At 34.8% G+C, this 20595-nt stretch carries 9 protein-coding genes; all 9 read right to left on the bottom strand.

The window, feature by feature from the left end:
• Positions 1-230 precede the first annotated feature (230 nt).
• The 9 genes from BM289_RS10775 to BM289_RS10735 all read right to left on the bottom strand — a co-directional run bounded on the left by BM289_RS10775 (position 231) and on the right by BM289_RS10735 (position 20108).
• Positions 231-2570, bottom strand: a complete 2340-nt coding sequence (locus BM289_RS10775) for a glycoside hydrolase family 95 protein (protein ID WP_091493112.1) — start codon at positions 2568-2570, stop codon at positions 231-233.
• A gap of 429 nt (positions 2571-2999) precedes the next feature.
• Positions 3000-5945 (bottom strand): discoidin domain-containing protein, encoded by a 2946-nt coding sequence (locus BM289_RS10770; RefSeq protein ID WP_091493111.1) that lies wholly within the window; start codon positions 5943-5945, stop codon positions 3000-3002.
• A gap of 194 nt (positions 5946-6139) precedes the next feature.
• Positions 6140-7672, bottom strand: coding sequence for a RagB/SusD family nutrient uptake outer membrane protein (locus BM289_RS10765; RefSeq protein WP_091493109.1), 1533 nt, complete (start codon positions 7670-7672; stop codon positions 6140-6142).
• A gap of 26 nt (positions 7673-7698) precedes the next feature.
• Positions 7699-10725 carry a SusC/RagA family TonB-linked outer membrane protein gene (locus BM289_RS10760; protein ID WP_091493107.1) on the bottom strand — a complete coding sequence of 1009 codons (3027 nt, stop codon included), beginning with the start codon at positions 10723-10725 and terminating at the stop codon, positions 7699-7701.
• 539 nt (positions 10726-11264) lie between these two features.
• On the bottom strand, positions 11265-12857 hold the full coding sequence (locus BM289_RS10755; RefSeq protein ID WP_091493105.1) for a solute:sodium symporter family transporter: 1593 nt from the start codon (positions 12855-12857) through the stop codon (positions 11265-11267).
• Positions 12858-12860: 3 nt separating this feature from the next.
• Positions 12861-13877, bottom strand: coding sequence for a GntR family transcriptional regulator (locus tag BM289_RS10750; RefSeq protein WP_091493103.1), 1017 nt, complete (start codon positions 13875-13877; stop codon positions 12861-12863).
• A 70-nt stretch (positions 13878-13947) separates the two neighbouring features.
• Entirely contained in the window at positions 13948-16152 is a 2205-nt protein-coding gene (locus BM289_RS10745; RefSeq protein ID WP_091493102.1) for an alpha-galactosidase, read from the bottom strand.
• A gap of 18 nt (positions 16153-16170) precedes the next feature.
• Positions 16171-18141, bottom strand: coding sequence for a sialate O-acetylesterase (locus tag BM289_RS10740; protein WP_091493100.1), 1971 nt, complete (start codon positions 18139-18141; stop codon positions 16171-16173).
• A gap of 11 nt (positions 18142-18152) precedes the next feature.
• Positions 18153-20108, bottom strand: a complete 1956-nt coding sequence (locus BM289_RS10735; protein WP_244165359.1) for an alpha-galactosidase — start codon at positions 20106-20108, stop codon at positions 18153-18155.
• Positions 20109-20595 lie beyond the last annotated feature (487 nt).

The following is a 20595-nucleotide window of genomic DNA, read 5'->3' as shown; positions in this document are numbered from 1 at the left end:
GCTGTAGGTTCTTGAGATTAGATCCTATTAGGGCTTTAGCCAAAACATCGAGATTTTGGCTAAAGCCCTATCTGATAGACTTTTTAAACCTCCAGCTAAAGCTGGAGGCAATTCATATTACTGTTTGGCTCCTGCAAGGTTTTCAAAACCTTTGTAGGTGTAGTTTTTAGCACAACTTAAAATATAAAACCTGCAAAGTTTTTGAAACCTTGCAGGATTACTACTCGAACTTATAATTTAGATGAAGTGATTTCTTTTAATTCGCCGTTTACTTTTACTTTCACTTTTGTTGGTGTAGGAGATAAAATTTCATATTTCGTCACTTTACCTTTATCCCATTTGATGTTTATAGTAAAGTTTCCTTCAGCTTTAAGTCCTTTTACTTCTCCTTCTTTTAACCAAGCATCTGGCATTGCAGGCAATAATTCGATAAATCCAGCGTGGCTTTGTATCAGCATTTCACCAATTCCTGCTGTAGCTCCAAAATTACCATCGATTTGGAAAGGCGGACCAGCAGAAAGTAAATTTGGATAAACTCCTCCTCCTGCTCCATAATTGATATTGGTGGCTAAAGTTGGTCTCAAAATGGTTTTAAATAATTTATAAGCTCGATTGCCTTCTTTCAAACGCGACCAAAAAAGCATTTTATAGGCAATTGACCAGCTTGGTCCATCATCTCCTCTTACTTCCAGTGTTTTCTTAGCCGCTTCAGCAAGATCGGGCGTACTTTCTGGTGTAATCAAAGGTGCCGGATAGAGTCCGTACAAATGAGAAACGTGACGGTGTTGCGGGTCTGGTTCTTTATATGGTTTTAACCATTCCTGAATTCTTCCGTCAGGCGAAATTATTCCTGATGGCGGTAATAATTTTAATCGTTTTTCCAGTTCGATTCTTAAGTCATTATCCAATCCTAATTTTGCAGATGCATTAATCACATTATTAAACAATTCACGAACAATCTGATTGTCTATTGTTGGCCCCATACATACATGAGCATCCTGACCGTTTTCCATGAAAAATGAATTCTCAGGCGACACAGATGGCGAAGTTACCAGCCAGCCTGTTTCCGGATCTTTTACCAGCATGCTGTTGTAAAACTGTGCAGCGCCTTTTATGATTGGATAAATTTCGGCTAAATAAGCCTGATCATTCGTGTACAAATAATGATTCCATAAATTATTGCACAACCAGCCCGAACCCGCTTTTGCAATTCCCCAAGAGGCGCTTTCACCTGGTTCTGTAAATCCCCAGACATTGGTAATTACGTGAGCTACCCAGCCGTCTGCATTGTAATAGGCTTTTGCTGTTTTTTCGCCGTAAGGCACCATTTCTTTAACCAAATCTTTTAAAGGCAGATTCAATTCAGATAAATTGGCTGTTTCCAACGCCCAATGATTCATCTGTACATTCACATCCAAATGATAATCTCCGTTCCAAGGAGTTTGTACTTGATGCGCCCATAACCCTTGTAAATTTGGAGGAAGCAATCCTACTCTCGTACTGCTGATACTTAAATAACGACCATATTGATAAAATAAAACAGGAAGTGCAGTATCGGAATCAGGGTCTTTCATAAAAGCATCCAAACGTTCGTTTGTTGGCAATGCATTTTTTGTTGATTTTCCAAAATTCAATGCTACACGATTGAATAATTTTTGATAGTTTTCGATATGTTTTTTCTTCTGATTCTGAAACTTTTTCTGCAAAGCAGCATCCAAAGTTTTATCTACTGCAGATTCGAAATTTTGATCTTTGAAATTGGTTCCCGCCGAAATGTAAAGCACTACTTCTGTAGCATTTTTAATTTCGATTGTATTATTGGTATATAAAGCTGTTCCGTCTGTCGTTTTGGCTTTTACTTTGGCTTTATATTTCATTCCTTTTCCGTCAATTCCGTTGTTTAACTGACCTGTCATCACTAAGGAATTATTACTGTCGTTGATTGTTTTGAAATGTTCCGGTCTGTCTAAGTGAACGGTAAAATTGAGTTTTCCTTTTTTGCTGGAACTTAGCTTTACAAACAGTATATCGTCTCCAAATCCGGCAAAATATTCTCTTTTATACGTTACGCCGTCAATCGTAAACTGTGTTGAGGCTAAAGCGGTTTGTAAATCCAGATTTCGTGAATAATTGGTCGCTTTTGATTTGGTTTTATAATCAAAATTCAATGTCATATTTCCTAAAACCTGATAACATCCAAATTGTACGTTTGCACCATCTCCGCTTCCTGAACCTGGCCCTGTACAGACGAAATTATCATTAATCAATTTTTCGGCATCGCTGTTTTTATTAGCCAATAACAATTCTCTTATCTGAGGCAGAAAAGTATAGGCTTTATAATTGTTAGCATCTTGTGGAGATCCGCTCCATAAAGTAATATCGTTTAGGACTAATTTTTCGGATTCAATTCCGCCATCGGGCATAATTCCTAAACGGCCATTTCCTAAGGGTAGCGTTTCTTCCCATTGTGAAGCAGGTTTTGTATACCATAACGCCAAAGGATTATTTTGCGAATAACCCAAAAGTGGTATTAGTGTAAAAAACAGAGCTTTGATTTTTTTGATATTCATGGTTTTATTGTTTTTGCCACAGATTACACGGATTTAAATGATTTTTTTTATCTGTGATAAATTTTTATTGATTTTATTTAGAACGTAATAATTTAAATGTTCATCCAAAAGAATTTCTCTTTTTTGGTAAGCTTCAGAGAAGCTAAATATTTATAGTATTAGAATAGACGTCTGCAATATAAAACTCCAGAGGAGTGACATATTTTTTTTACAATCTATGTTACATGTCGCTCCTCTGGAGCTTTTTTTCATTTCTCTTACTGAAATGCTATAAATATATTGCCCCGCTGGGGCTTTTCAGATAAAACATCTATCTATAAATATTCTCTGCTGTCAAAAGAACTTTTCCTCCCAGGATGTTTTTTATCTTGAAATTTTTTAAAACATACCTAACAGGTTTTGGAAACCTGTTAGGATAGATTTCTCCATTTAGTTGTTGTATGGTACGGCTTTTATTACTGGTTTTTCTCCATTTTTTAATGCCGATTCTTCAAATTCTATTCTTACTTCTTTGCTTTCGCCTTTCAATAAAGTAAAATAACTGTCACTGATAATTGCTGGTAAAATCTGAGTTCCTGACTTATCATTTATTGGTTGCACATGAATTCCGAAAGCAATTCTAGACGGACTTGAAACTTTGGCTTTTATCACATATTTTCCATTTTGTTTTACCACTTTGCTGGAAACATTTACTTTAGTTTTTGGGAGTTTATTCAAATCTGTAAAATCTTTCATATTGGTTCCTCTCCAATAGAAGTTCTCGCTGATTAATTTGCTATTGGCATCTTTTAATTTTAATCGGATGAAATGAACCGGACTTAAATCGGAATTATCAATATTGGTTTCTGCTCCGAAAATTTTAAAATCGTATAATGAATATCCCCAGCCAGAACCACGTTTTATACCTAACATTCGAACATAACGTCCTTTTGTTTCATCAAATGAAATAGTTTGCAGTCCTTGTTTTCCGTCTTTAATCACGCTTACATCTGTCCAGTTTTTGGCATCAGAACTAATTTGAATTTTGTATTCTTTTCCAAAGGCATTTTCCCAATTTAAAACTACTCGATTGATAATGAATTCTTTTTCAAGATCTACATAAATCCATTCATTATCTGTCGAATTACTTGCCCAGCGCGTGTTTGAATCTCCGTCTGCAACATCTCTGGTATTTCCTCCATCGGTAGAGGATGCGGTAACATTTTTTTGAAAAGCCAAATCTTTCTGATTGGAATAAAACGGAATCACAAAGCTTTCTGTCGCAGTATTCGAATAAGAATCTACAATTGTATTTTGTTTGAATTTTGCTATTTCTTTACCGTCTAAATTATATACAGAAGCTTCTGCTTTTAGGTTTTTAAAATCGGTTCCTGTTGTATTGATTACTTTTACCGAATTGTCTACAGGACTCCACTGAATGTGCATAGGCTCACAAGCCGATTTTACTCCCCAATAAGCTCCCGTTAAATCATAATAGTAATCGTAAGTTTGCCAAACCATACTTGGATAAGAAGATTGGCTCATCCAGATCATAATTCCCGAAGCGTCTTCCCACATATGATCCAGCCAGCCCTCGTACATGGCTTTGTTGGTTTCTATGTTTAATAATTGTGCTTTTCGGGTGTATTCTTCCAGATTATTCGGTTTGCCGTAACGTTCTGTGATGCTTTTATCATAATTGTCTGGCGTGGCATTAAATGCTTTTTGTCCAAAGAAATGTTTGTCCCACATATCGTTTCTTGGCCACCAGTCTTTTTCTGGAATAAACTTTTTAAAACTTTCGATATTAGGGAAAACGGCTGTACCAATTTCAGATCTTAATCCCCAACTTGGACCGTCGCCTGTTCCCGCATAAGGTTCTGGATATTTTGTGAAATAAAACCTCGGATCTTTATTGCCCCAAAGTCCGCTCCCGCTCAAGTTTCCTGTATTCGAACATGGCTGATAATATCTGTCGTTGTTGTCAAACGTTTTGATGTTTTCGGCAATCCAACCATTTAGCGGAGGCTGCGGTAAACCTTCATTATTTCCGCACCAAATTGCAATACTGGCGTGATTTCTAACTCGTTTTATTTTCTCGATTACATTGCTGTTGAAAACATGAATATCCAATGGCAGATTCGGATTGGCATTTAGCCAAAAATCATCCCAAACCATGATGCCGTATTTGTCACAAGCTTCGTAAAACTCTTCATCTGTTGTTGAACCCAACCAATTACGGATAATATTGTAATTCATTTCTTTGTGAAGTTTTACTTTAAGATCGTATTCTTCACCTCTGCAACGAAGCATGTACTCGCTCATACCCCAGTTTCCTCCTTTTAAGAAAACTCGTTTCCCATTTATGGCAATATGTAAAACGCCGCCTTCTGTATCGTAAGTATATTTTTTAATGCCAAAAGTTATCTTTTGACTATCCGAAACTACATTTCCAATTTTGAAAGTAAACTGGCAAGTATATAAATTAGGATCTCCATATCCGTTTGGCCACCAAAGTCTCGGGTTTTGAATGGAAAGTTCCGGAAACTGTTCTTTTGTCAATTTTACATTCGTGATTCCATCAGCATCTAAACTTATTTTTTTAGAAAAAGTAATATTTCCGGGCATAATTACACCCGTAAGAACTCCTTCCTGATTTTGTCCAGATGCATTTTTTAAGTCTACTTTTATTTCCAGATCTGCTCTTGCGTTTGTTGGCAGATTGGTATGAATCCATGGATCTTCAATTGTGACTTTATCAGTATTGGTTAAAAAAACATCATCAGTAATTCCAGAATTTAATCCAGGAACATAAGGCATCCAATCCCATCCTGCGCTAGAAATGTAAGTTGGACTTCCGTAGTTATTTAATGGCTGTTTTGGAATGCTTACTAAAATGTTTAAGACATTTTTTGCTTTACGATTTACAAGCTTTGTAATATCAAATTTACCGCGTTGCATCATTCCGCTTAAAACGGCTAACTTTTTTCCGTTAAGATAAATTTGTCCTTCACGATTGATGCCTTCAAAATTGAGCCAGATGATTTCTTTGGTAAAATTTTCTGGAATAGTAAATTCAGAACGATACCAAAAATTGCGATCGTATTTGGATTTATCAACTTGATAGATATTGTCGCCAAAGTTAGGGTCTTTCTCCAGACCGCTCACGACATAAGAATTAAAAATGGTACTTGGAACTACTGCTTTTACCCAATCGCTATCGGCATAATTTGGAGCAAACATTTTAAGGCTGTCTTTTCCTATTTCTGCTTGTGGCTTAATTTTCCAGACAATCTCAGAAGAGTTAAGGCTTACTTTATTTTGGGCATAAAAATGGAACGATAAGGCATTGAAAACAAATAAATAGATATAAACCTGAAAAGTATAAAATTTCATACTGTTATTTGAATGATTAAAAATTGTTGAATTATAAGAAATAAGAATGCCATTTTGGAATAAGCTTTTTCGAACAGAAGAACTCAGTACTGTTACTACCTATACCCAAAATGGCATTACAAATCAAAACTGTGGCATTAACCGAACCACATGAACCAAAAAAATAAAAATTACTATTGAATTTTTTTTAGATATTAATAGCCCTGATTTTGATCCTCTGGGCCAATCTCATCGTTAAGCTTAATCTCTCCAATTGGAATAGGATAACGGTTATGAAATGCTGCAATGGTACCGTTTTGTTTTGCCCATTTGTTGCGAGCGCCAACCAATTCTACCAGTTTTCCTGTACGAATAAGATCCATTCTTCTCCATCCTTCAAAAGCCAATTCGCGCATACGTTCATCTAGAATCTGATCTCTAAACTGAGCTTGAGAAAGTCCGCTCCAAGCCATTCCTGCTGGCAATGTTCCTCCAAAAGCTCTTGTTCGAACCTGATTCACATAACTTTCAGCTTCTGTTGTGCTTCCTAATTCATTTAAACATTCTGCGTAGTTAAGCAATACATCAGAATATCTTATATACGCTTTATTTTTACCTGAATTCCAAAATGATTGTTTTCCGTCTACACGAATATCTTCGTATTTTTTAATGTGCGGATCCAGCTCATCTCCTCCAAAACCTGCAGGAAGTGTTGGCGTAACTCCTTTATAAGTAAAATCATAACGGATACTGGCATTTTTACGTGTGTCACCAGCTTCCCATAATCCTCCAGCCGTTTTGTCTTTATAGCAATATTGAGTAGGAAGAATAAGATCGTAACCTCCAAAATAGGCATATTGATCCATATTGGCCAAAACTCTTGAACCTGTCTGCCATTGTATCTGGTTGTTATCTGGCCAATTGTTGTTATACTGCCATTCGTATAAAGATTCTGAAGAATTAGCATGATCTGGACTAAAAACATCTGCATAATTAGGCAGCAAGCTATATTTTCCAGATTTAATAACTTCTTCAAACCATTTTTTTGCTTTGTTATAATCACGGTATCCTGATGCTTCTGGTGCGTATAGATATACTTTTCCTAAAAGCGCTTGAGCTACTCCTTTTGCAGGAAATGCAGGATTTCTTTGTTTTACAGGAAGTTTTTCTACTGCTCTTTCCAAATCGGCAACTATATAAGAATAGACCAAATCTAAAGGCTGACGCTTTAAACCAAACTCTGCCGATTTTGCTTTATCATTAATCGGTATTTCTCCCCAGTATTGTGTAAGTTCAAACATTAATGTTGCTCTTAAAAAACTAGCTTCACCCATCAAAAGATCGCGTTTTGCACTATCATCTTCGGTATTAATTCCTAATGCTCTAATAGATTGCGCCGCTACTTCAATTACTGGCCATCTGTCATTCCATAATTGTCCAATTGCCTGATTCTCCTGACTTAGGAAACCATTGTACAAATCTAGCCCCGCTTGGTTTGCATCTCCAGTTACCTGCAAAGCTCCTTGTTGCGCTTCGTCTGTACCTAGAGAAGTATAAAGTCCAGCACGGTCTTTTTGCATATTTCTCCAATTTGTTATCGCTCCTAAAAGAACAGGTTCTATTTTACCTAAACTACCATATGCTTGTGCAGCAGTAAGAGAACTTTTTGGTTCTTGATCTAAAAAATCTGAAGAACATGAAGCTGATAATATCGTTAGGGCCATAAAGGCTATAATTTTTGCTTTCATAAAAATAATTTTTAGAATTAATTTGATTAAAGAGATACATTTAATCCTAGAACTACCATTCTAGATAAAGGATAAGAATCTCCTCCCTCAGGATCATAACCTTTGTATTTAGTAATAATAAACAGATTCGATCCCGTTACATAAAACCTGCAATTTTTAAGAAAAACACTTTCTGCAACTTTGTCTTGTAATGTATACGATAGTGTAAGTGCATTTAATCTTAGGAATGAAGCGTCTTGTATTGCTTTATCTGTTTCTCCTAAAGTATATCTTCCTCCTCCATAATAAGCTCTTGGCACATCTGTATTAGTGTTTGTTGGAGTCCAACGATCTAAAAGATCTGTATGTGCTGCACTCATTCCTCCTGAATTCATATAGCTTTCGTAAGTACCACTTGGTCTCTTACCGCCTATTGAATAGGCAAATACTGCATTTAATGCAAAACCTTTGTAATTAAGATCTGTAGAAAAACCTCCATAATAATCAGGATTCAAATCGCCAACCACATATCTGTCTTGATCGTTTATAACACCATCTCCATTACGATCTTTAATTTTAATATCTCCTGCCTGAACAGTTCGGCTTCCATAATTTACTTTACTAAGATCTTCTCCCTGTTGTGCTATACCATCATATTGGAACACATAAACTGTATTAACCGATTTTCCTAAAAAGAAGTTTCCTGTACGCTGAATTTCATTATTACTATAACCACCTAAACTGTATATTTCTGTTGCATCTCCATAAAGTTTTGTAACCTTGTTTTTTGCTGATGATATGTTGGCAGAAACATTCCATCTAAAATCTTTGTTTTTAATAATGTCACCGCTAAGTTCCAATTCGATACCCTCATTAGTTGTTGCACCAATATTATCCAGCTTATATTTATATCCTGACGAGACCGGCATATTACGCAACATTAAAAGATCGTCATTATTTATATGGAAATAATTAGCACTTGCTGTCAGTCTATTTCTAAAGAAACCAGCATCCAGTCCAATATTAAATTGTTTTTGTTTTTCCCATTTTAGATCAAAATTGTCAATATAATTATCAGATACATAAGTTCCTGAATTATTACTAACCTGTGCATTGTATAATGCGAAGTATCTGTAAGCATCTACATTTTGATTCCCCACAATACCATAACCTATACGAAACTTAAGCTGACTTAATTTTTCAAATCCGGAAAGGAAATTTTCCTTAGCAATATCCCAACTTCCCGCTATTGAAGGAAAGGTTCCCCATTTGTTATTAGGTCCAAATTTAGAGGAACCATCTCTTCTTATTGTACCTGTTATATTATATTTACCATCAAAAGTATAATTAGCTCTTGCGAAATAAGACTGATTGGTATAATCTGTAAAATTAGAACCTAACTGTGCATTATCTTTTTGATATGCACCTGATAATGCCATATAAGTCAAGTCATCACTAACAAATCCGCGAGCTCTTACATCTGTACTATTACCTGAATTACTCATTACAGAAAATCCTCCCATTACACTTACATCGTGCTTTTCAGCAAAAACTTTACTGTAAGTAACGGTATTATCCCATTGATAATTCAACTGTGAATATCTATAGTGATGCGCTTCACCGTTCATAGAATTTCTAAGCGACTGTCCAGTATAACTTGGCACATAATCAAAATTCGCCTGATCTATAACATCTACAGAAAGAGTCGTTCTAATATCAAGCCCTTTTACTGGTTTTGCACTTAAAAAGTTACTACTTGTAAGTCTGTTACGTGTGCTTGAATTTATGATATCAAGGCTTTTTATCGGATTATAAAGATTTTGATCAAATACTTCACCATATCTAAGATACGTAGCCTTAGGATCTATAGGCAATAATGGATTCGCTCCTAATGCTACACCAAACGCACTACTTTCTTGGTAATTGGTCTTGCTTCTTGAAAAAGTTGTATTAGTACCAAACTGCAACCAAGATTTTAAATCTTGCGTAAGATTAATTTTCCCATTATATCTTTTAAAATCAGAGTTTTTAAGAAGTCCTTCTTGATCGACATAGTTGAAACTTACAAAGTATGTTCCTTTTTCTCCTCCTCCGCTAAAACTTAAATTATGATTGGTTTGAAAACCTGAACGCGTTACCTGATCTAGCCAATTATAGCTTTTACCAGTTCTGTAAGATTCCAATTCATAAGGTGCAAATACAGTCGAACCATCTGACTTAATTTGATTAATATAAGCTGCACGATCAGCACCAGGATGTTCATCCATATATCGATTTGCATAAGCATCAACTCTTAAATCAAATAACTGCTGGGCATTCATCAGCGGGATATTTCTAGCAAATTCAGACACACCAGTCCATGTATCATATTGTATTTTTGCTTCTCCAGATCTTGAGCCTTTTTTTGTTGTAATTACGATTACCCCATTGGCAGCTCTTGAACCATATAATGCTGTAGCTGAAGCATCTTTAAGAACTTCCATACTTGCAATATCGTCAGGATTAATGTTTTCAAAATTACCATCAGTAACTAATCCGTCAATTACAAATATCGGGTTACCACCAAAGTTCAGAGAGTTATTTCCTCTAATTCTTATTGAACCCGCCTGACCAGGGACAGCACTTTGTTGCACATACACACCTGAAGCACGTCCTTGTAATGCCTGCACAACATTTGGAGTAGGAACTTCTCTAAGTTTATCACCAGAAACACTGCTGACAGCCCCCGTAAGATCTCCCTTTTTCATTGTAGCTCCAACGATTACAACTTCATTCAATTCCTGAGTGTTTGGAATTAGAGAAACATTTATTACAGATTTATTTGCATTTACTGCTTGCATATTAAATCCTATGAAAGTAAATTCCAGAGTGGAGCCAGATTTTACGTTTAACAATTTGTAACTACCATCAATGTCTGTTACCGTTGAGTTCTTTGTACCTTTTACCAGAATGGTCGCGCCTGGTAAAGGTAAATTTTCATTATCTGTAACTTTACCGGTTATGGTTTGTGAGTAAAGTGTACCGGCACACAACATAACTACTAAGAAGCATAAGTATCTTATTGCAATTCTCATAATAATTTGGTTTTTTAGTTAATAAATTAGTGAGTTAGTTTTTTGTTCTTTATTGAGCATGAAAATAAGAGAAAACGAATTGACTTATACTATACTATACTACAACATTGCAAACATACAAATATTTTCATTACATCCAAATTTATGTTTTAAGAATTTGCTATTTTTTTTATTGATTTATTTCGGCTTTGCTATAAATACGGGGTATAAAAAAGGAAAAAGAAAATAAAGGATTTGATAAACCAAAGAATTCTCAGACAAAAACGAAGTGTTATTTAATTAAAAATGAAGAAAATAAACATAAAATCGGGAGAAATAGTCATGGGAAATTTATGCAAAATACAAACTAAAAAAAGACGAACAGTAACACGTTCCCTCTTTAAAAATCTTTTAAATCTATCTTACTTAAATTATTATTAGACCCGACAGGTTTTAAAAACCTGTCGGTCTACATACTAAATATAAAAAGACGCACAACAGTACGTCTCTACAGAAGATAAACCTTTGAACCTTTGTTCCTCAGAACCTCAGCACCTTCACTAAGCTATTCCCCATTTCGAGAATAAAACAAAAATGCTTATCATACCGATTATTAAAGCTGTAAAATACCAATAACGATTTTTCCAGGGCGACAATTCTACCGTTTCCAACTTGATTTCTGTATAATTGTAAGTTGGATGAAGTTTAGAAACCAACAGCATGCATATTGAAGTTAACACAAAAAGAAGTGCCAGCATGTGCAAATAATGTAATTTAATATCAAGCACATAATTAAAAATAATGTAACTCAGAATAAAAAAGATCATTCCTAATTTTGCTGCCTGTGGTGGCACTTTTTTAAATACAAATCCGATTAGGATAATAGTAAAAATAGGCAAGCAAAACATACCGCTCAACTGTTGCAGATAGGTATAAAAACCAGCTTTACTAAACATTATAAACGGTGCGGCAAACATGGCTAAACCCGAAACAATGATTTCAAATTTACGGCCAGTATAAACCAAATGTTTCTCTGTAACTTCTTTCTTTCTTTTCTCTAACCAAGGTTTGTAAAGATTTAAAACAAATAAAGTACTGCTGCTATTTAGTCCTGCATTAAAAGTACTTATTGCCGCTCCTAAAACAACAGCCGCTGTAAGTCCAATCATAACTCCGGGTAAAGTATCTTTTATAACCAAAGGAAAAACCTCAGCTGTATTTTCCAGATTTTTATAAAGATGAACTCCTACTAGTCCCGGAATATTAATTATAAAAGGGCACAATAATTTTCCTAAACAGGCTAATCCCATTCCTTTCTGACTGTGTGATAAACTTTTTGCTGAAAGTGCCTGCTGGACAATAAATTGTTCCATTCCCCAATAATACAGGTTCATGATAAACATTCCTGTAAAAATGGTACTTAACGGAATTTCGTCGTGTGGTCCTCCAATTGAATTCAGATGTTCTTTATGCTCTGAAAGCAAGGTGTGAAGTCCCTTGAAAAAGTCTCCATTTCCTAAAAATTTAAAACCAAAGTATGGAAATGCAATGCCAATCGTCAGCAAACCAACACTCAAAACCGTATCACTAATGGATATGGCACGCAAACCACCCAAGACGGAATAGGCACAACCAGTAAGCCCAATTAGCCATACCATCACCCAGATATTCTGCCAATAACTTAATTCTAACGGATACAGAAAATTAAACATTCCAGTCAGCGCCACAGCACCACCATATAAAACAGCTGGAAGTAAATTAACAATATAACTGCATAGAAATATAATGGACACCAGCCTTTTAGTCGATTCATCATAACGTTTCCCCAAATAATCGGGAATTGTCATTGCTCCAGTACGAAAGTAAATTGGAAGAAAAAACTCCGCCACCAACAGCATTGCCAATACAGAACTCACACCCCATGCCATCACGCTCATGTTATTGGTGTAAATAGATTCGTTTTCGCCTATAAACTGATTAGCACTGATATTACTCAGCAATAAAGCACCGCCAACTATAAAGAAATTATTGTTGTGATCTGCAAAGAAAAGTCCACTGGTAGTCTGTACCTTTTTTTTTCGTGTTTTTAGTACCGAAATAAAGGCCACTAAACCTGTAATTAGCAGAAAACTAACAATAGATAAAACATTCATAAATTACAACGAGTTTCTATCGATAAGAATGGTCGGAATAATCTCTTGTGTTTTCTTTCGGTTTAAAACAAAATCGGCCGCTCTTTTTCCCATTTCTGCGAAATCTGTAGAAAATGTGGTTACTCCATCAAAAATAATCTCTTTAACGATATCATCATTGTGGGAAATAAACCCAATGTCTTTACCAATTTTCAAACCTTTGATTTTGGAATCTTTCAGCATTTCCCAAAGTTCCAGATTGTGAATCGTAAAATACACTTTTCCTTTTTCTAATGAACCCGCGACATATTCTTCTTTTATAACCCCTTTAATATTATAATCCTTCATGAATCTTTTAAACGAATTTAAAATTTCGTTAGGCTCTGCTGATGATGGTTTAAAGAAAAATATCAGTTCATCGTATTTTTTAATTTTATCTTTAAGCTGCACAAAAGCATTGTAAGACGAATCTCCAAACTCTTGTGCAACATAATTATAATCTTCATCTGTTTCTATAAAACGGTCTACCAGTAAAACTCTGTTTGTTGGCAATTGTTTTAAAACAGCTGGTGTTTTCTTGTTTGGAATAGGTGCAATAACAAACATGCCGTATTTACCTTTTATATTCTGAACAATATTTTCGAAAGTGTCAAAATTATTGTGATGGAAGAAAATATCCAATTGCACATTTTTCCCTAATCCTTTTCTAAAATTCTCATAAAACGTTTCCTGGAAAATATCAAAAGCAAATATCAACAATGCCACTTTTAATTCCTGTTTTACATCATTTGTCGCAACAAAATAACCTAATCGGTTTTTTGATTCGATAATTCCTCTGTGTACCAATTCCTTATAAGCTTTAGCAATGGTTTCCCTCGCAAAACCCAATTCGCTTATAAAAGTATTCACAGACGGAAGTAAATCACCTTTTACGACTACCTTCTCATCAATTGCATTAATTATTCCTTGAACCAATTGCTCATGTTTGGATAAGGAATTAATAGATTCAAGATTTTTGATTTGCTGAATAATTTGCTTCATAAATCGTTTTAATAAGTATTTATTTAGAAAATATTGTATTACAAATATATACTAATGTTTGAAATTTAGTTTAGGCCTTAGTAATTTTTAAAACAACACTGCTGTTTGATGCTGTAACATTCGGATTAATCCCAACCTGCATTAAAAAATCGCCCGAATATACAGCGGTTTCTACCACTGGTTTTTTATCTGGATATACATTGATTTCTTCTACTTTATAGTTTTGTCCAGCCTGCAATCCTTTTAGTTTAATTGGAAGATGAGTTCCTGCTTCATATCTAGAGTTAACAGAATAGCTGAAAACTACCCCTTCATTACCATTTTTATTGACAAACATTACAGAAGCGGCATCATTATCCCAAGGATTCTGCAGACGATATTGGTCTCCCTGCCAGATGGTATTGCTTAATTCGTTATAGTTTTTTATTGCTTTCTGAGTGAAAGCCAAATCCTTCTCATTTAAATCTTTTACTACAATATCAAAACCTAATTTTCCCATCATAGCAACATCTGTACGGTATTTTAGGGGTTGTTTTCCCCAGTCTGTAACGTGTGCCGCAATAGTAAGCGCTGGATAAAAATACGAGTATTCCCATTGCATGTAAACACGCTCTAAAGGATCTGTGTTATCACTTGGCCAGAATTCTGTAAAGTATTTCAAAGCACCATAATCTACTCTTCCTCCACCGCCAGAACAAAGCATCATTGGAACTTTTGGATATTTTACGCGTATACGTTCCAGCACTTTGTACAATCCGTTTACATAATCGGTGTAGAAATTATTCTGTTTGTCTTTCAAATAATTAGAATAAGCATTATAAATCACAGCATTACAATCCCATTTAATATAAGCCAATTCTGGATTTTCAGTAAAAAGATTATCTACCACTCCATAAACAAAATCCTGAACTTTTGGATTTGCCAAATCTAAAACCAATTGATTACGGAAATAATGTTCTGCTCTTCCGGGTTGTTTGATAACCCAATCAGGATGTTTTTTATACAAATCACTTGCCGGATTTACCATTTCAGGCTCAATCCAGATTCCGAATTTCACTTGATTGTCTTTGGCCGTTTTTACTAAAGTTCCAATTCCGTTTGGCAATTTCTTTTTATTGACATCCCAATCTCCCAAAGCTGCATCATCGTTGTTACGAGGATACGTATTTCCAAACCAGCCATCGTCCAACAAGAACAGATCAACGCCTAGTTTTTTACTATCGGCGATTAAAACTTTAAGTTTTTCTTCGTCAAAATTAAAATAAGTTGCTTCCCAGTTGTTTAATAAGGTCAAACGATCTTCTTTTCCGCCTAAGATTTTGTAAGTTCTTGACCAGTCATGCAGATTACGGCTTGCAGTTCCTTTTCCTTTAGAAGATAAAGTGTACCAAAATTTAGGCGTAGTAAACACTTCGCTTTTAGCTAATTTGTAAGCTGCCGCCGCATTATTGATTCCGGAAATAACACGAAGATTGTTCAATGGATCTAATTCTAAATCGGTTCTAAAATTACCCGACCATTCTAAACCTGCAAACAAAACTTTTCCTTCATCTTCAGTTGCTGGTTTATCTAAAGAAACCATAAAAACAGAAGGCTGAAATAAATTGGTGCGAGAACCTAATTTCGTATCTAAAGTTTTGATTCCGTGAGTAATTTTAGTTTCTTCTGGCTGCATTTCTTTTGCCCAGTCTCCATGATATTGATTCAAATAAAAGTTTTTGTATCCTTTCAAATATAAATTAGCCGATGCATATTTATTTAAAGTAATGCTTCCTTTTTCATTGTGCTGAATAGTTGTCCATTGCTCAATCACATCAGTATCGTAATAAGCTTGAATAAACAAATGAACCTCAACTGGATATACAGGATCTTTTAATGTAATTTCAGTTTGAGTAACTCCTGTACTTACCGTATTCGTTTTATGACTTACATATAGCAAATCCAAAGAAGTGTTTCCGTCAGCATGTGTTACTGTAATTGCAGGTTCTAATAAATTTTTAGACCCCGATGCTGTATAAGCTGCGTTATAAATTCCAGAATAATCTGTTCCCTGACGATACTGACTTTGTATTTTTGAATAATCAGAATCGTTTGCTAGTTTTTCGCCCAAATAAATCGTGTTAACTTCTTTTCCGGGAGTTACTTGTAAAACTAATGCGTTAGTTTTTGTTTTTACAGCGATAATCTGTTGTGCGGTTACTGTACTGCAATAACTCGTGAGAATAAAAAATGCTATCGCAAAAGACTGCCTTAAATTGATACTTTGTTTTTTCATTTTATTATATGTTATTTTTTATTTTTTTCCTTCTGTAATTCCTTTCCAATTATCGGTTCTAAATGATGATGCTGGTAATCCTGATGCATTGGTTAAGTTTCCTTCTGGATTGTCTGCCCAATTGTATCTTACAGCCACAGGGTTTGGAACTTCCTGAGCATAAACAACTACTTTTCCATCAACTATTTTTGCTTCTGCCCAATAAAACTTCTGGTTTGATCCTGCGATTGAAAATCCTTTTAATGAATCTTCGTTAGCTTTAATTCCCTCATTAAAATCAAAATCCAGAATAATGCTGTTATGCACAATTTTATATGATTTATAAAGAGGTCCCGAATAATCAATTTTGGTATTATACACTTTTGCTAAAGCAATATTCGCCAAGCGTGCGCCAACGTCTTGTTTGTTTTTTGGGTGAATGTCTTCTACATTACCAATATCAGTTGTCACAGCCATTCCTGTATTGGGAACTTTTAAAGCCATAAATTGTGCTTCTCTTAATTCTGCCCAATCAGAATCTCCGGGCTGTTCTTTCTGCTGTTTGTAATTGGCTAGCTGCACAAAGAAAAACGGAAGATTTTTGTCTTTAAATTTATCTCGCCAGTCGTTTATCAAGAGTGGCATTAACTTTTGATATTGATGTGCTCGTTCGGCATTACTCTCGCCTTGATACCATATTACTCCTTTTATTTTATAATCTAACAAAGGCGCAATCATGGCATTGTAAATGGCGCTTGGTCGGTTTTGTCCTTGTGCCAAATACGGTTTTCCAGGTAAATCTTTACTGTCGACACCAATAACATATTTCCAATCTCCGGTCAATGAAATAGTCTCTTTATCCGATTTTAAAGTGATATTTTCATCGCCATAAATACCTCCATTTCCTGCTCCGTCAAAAACTCTTATTGTTATTAGGTTTTCACCTTTCTTTAAATATTTGGCTGGAATAGTATAATGGCGTTCTACATTATAACCTCTGGTTTCTCCAATATAATTCCCATTAAACCAAATTATATCGTCATCATCAGCGAAATAATTCAGAGTAAAATCTTTACCAGTATCTGAAATATTTACTTTTTTTCTAAACCAGACTACACCATCAAAATTCCCTAATCCGTTGCTGTCAAAGAAAGAAGGCACTTTCATTGTTTTCCATGAAGTATCATCAAAATTCGGTGCTGCCCAAATCACTTTTCCTGTCTCAAATCCTTCATCTGCACCTCTCACTTTCATTTCCCAATCTCCCATGTCAGCATTATATTTTTGTAATAATGCGGCAGCATTGGTTTCAGATTTCATCGCTTCAATCTGAACATCAAAATCATGGATTGTGCTTAACGCTCCAGAACTTGTCCAAGCTTCAATTAATGTTCCGCCCCAAGAAGAATGAATCAATCCAATGGGAATCTTTTTTTCTTTATAAATTTTTCTGGCAAAAAAATAAGCTGTCGCACTAAAATCGGCAATAGTTTTAGGACTGCATACATTCCACCCATCGTGTTGCACTTTTAGTGTATTTAGAGGTAAAGTGCTTTCGATATGTTCGGCTTGTAATAATCGTATTTGAGGATAATCGGCATTAGCAATTTCTTCTTTATAATTATCGATTTTTCCCCAGCCTTCCAAAGGCATTTCCATATTACTTTGTCCAGAACATAGCCACACATCGCCAATTAAAACATTTTGCAGTGTTTTTAAATCTCCGTCATTTATTGCAATAGTATAAGGGCCACCATAAACGGGCGTTTTTAAAACTACATTCCATTTACCATTTATAACATTGGCTTTATAAGTCTTTTTATCCCAAGAAGTTGTAATAGACACTGATTTTTTATCGCTTTCTCCCCAAAACGGAACAGTACTTTTTTGCTGCAAAACCATATTATCCGTAATAAAAGATGGCAATGAAACCGTTGCGTTTATTACGTTTGAGGAAAGAATAAATAAGCTAAATACTAAAGCCGATTTCTTAAAAAAATATTTTCTCATAAACCTGTAAATTAACGTTTTACTATTTTAAATAAACCAGCATCTTTAGCACCAAGATTTAAATCAATACTGTTGTTTTTTATCTCAACAGTTTCGGCTGTAAAAAGATTTTGCAATTTATACTTACCATTCTTAACACCTAATCTTTCTAATGGCAGAGCAAAATTTTTAGCTGCTGCACCATAATTTAAAACCGCCACATACCAATCATTTCCTATTTTTTGTTCGAAAACTTCAGTTGTTAGTTTTCCAGTATTCCCTTCTACTGGGCGGAAAGCTACTCCATTGGCAACAATTTTTAGCAATTCTTGATTTTGAAGCCATTCTTTTGCACGTTTGCTCCAGATTCCTTCTTTGCTGTAATCGTCTCCTGTAATTAATGTTCCTGTAATGACAGCCGAAATTAATCTCGCACGATTCTCGCCTTCTGTAACATCTGCAAAAACAACATGGTCTGCATCTATATAATCATACAAATACGTTTGCCACCAACCGTAATTCACACTGTTTAAAGTATATTGTGTCTGTTCGATTGTTTTCCAAGCGTCGCATGCAATACGGCGAACGTGTGCATAACGGCCTGTAGCCATATTAGGAGAAATTGCAGCATAAATTAGCATTTGTCCGTCTAATGCTTTTACTAAATGTTCCATTCCTACTTGGTAAGCCTGCATTCCTGTAGTAATGTTTTTATCGTAAAATGAAGTTGATTCTGCGGTGGCATGACCTAAAAAGTCAATTTTAATCATTTTAAAACCGCAGGCTTTCAATTTATTGATCACATAATCAACACGTTTTAAAGTTCCCGGATGTGTTGGATCGATAGCGCGTGCACCGTCAAAATCAAAATAAGTATCTCCAGTTTTTGTCCACATTTCTCCAAAAGTATAATCGCTTCCTTCGGCTTTACGATTGGGTCCGTCTTTCCAGCCCCAGTCTGTAAACGGCGCCCAATATGCTCCAGGTTCTAAGCCTCTGCTTTTGCAATAATCGGCAAACTCTTTCAACTTGCTGAAATCTCCAGTAAATCCGCCTTTAACCATATTATCCCAAAAAGAATCCAAATCAATATAAGCCGTATCTCCAACTCTAAACTGCGGAATTGATTTGGCAAAAAAGTCGACAACCTTAGTCGTATTCTCAAAATTAATTTTCTCCATCAAAACGCCCCAGCTATTCCAGCCAACTGGAGTTGGTTTATCCCAAGTAAAAACAAAAGGTTTCTCTACAATACGATTTGTTTTTGCATATTCTTCCATTCCCTCTCTCCAATCAGAATAATATCCAACGAAGAATTTAGGAGACAAAACTTTTTCACCTTTTATTATTCCGTGCGCAATACTATCTCTAGTTATTTCTTTTTCTGAAAATCCAGCCCAAGCCGAAAATTGTGCTTCTTTATTTTTATTGATTGTTTTAACAGCGCTTTTCCAAACGGTATGTTCAAGCGAACCTACAATAAAACCGTTTCTTGAATTGTTATTGAATATAATTCCAACTTCTGCACTAGTATTTTGCGAAATAGTATCAAGTTTCTTAGAATTATAACTTATAAAAGCATCATTATCATAAGGAATAAAAACGGTATGCAGATTTTCAATTTTATCAAAACTGGCTTTTCCTAAAGCTAGTGGAGCAATACAATTAGTCGCGATTGTTTGTCCGTTGCTTAAAATTTCAATTTGTGTGATAAAATATGTCCTATTACTATAAGTATAAAAACTTTGAATCAAGGTTGGATTATTTTTATCCTTATAAGTCAAGGTATATTTAATTCCATTTCCTAAATCATCTTTTATGGTTTGTTTTGCAAAAACAGCATCCGGATATGAATCTGTCGTTATGGTTTTTCCGTTAACTATAACAGAAGCTTTTGCTCCGCTAAATACAATTTTACCAGATTGACTAACTGCAACTGTTTTTTGTTTTGAATCGTAAGTAATGATTCCGTTTTTACCAAAGTTCATTTTAATAGTCTTTTGTGCAAAAGCTGAAATGCAAAAAATGCTCATCAAAAAAAGGGATGAAAACAGTTTATTTCTAGAAAAAGGATAGGGTTTCATTCAATATGTTTTTCTGTTATTATACTATTCTATACTACAATGATACAAATTATAATTTACTTCGCAAGCACTTCAAAAAAAAAAATAAAACATTCTATTAGTTAAAGAAGCTCTACAATTAAACCTTAATAGTAAAACACAACTCTGTTTGGTACTCATAATAAGGCATCTACAACCAAATCAGTTGGTAATATAAAGTATTGAATCCATAAAATTTTCACTCTAAATATCATATGTTAATTCTATTCAATTTTTATATAATTGCCTTATAACATCAAATTAAAAGCTTTAAACATTATCCTATTATTTCAAAAAAAAAATCTAATTGTTCTAGATTTCAGGTTTACTCCGATACTTTAAATACTCAAAAGATCACCAAATTAATTTTCTA

Origin of the sequence: Flavobacterium phragmitis, from assembly GCF_900112575.1 — a bacterium.
Taxonomy (GTDB): Bacteria; Bacteroidota; Bacteroidia; order Flavobacteriales; family Flavobacteriaceae; genus Flavobacterium; species Flavobacterium phragmitis.
This window is presented reverse-complemented; position numbering and strand designations above follow the sequence as displayed.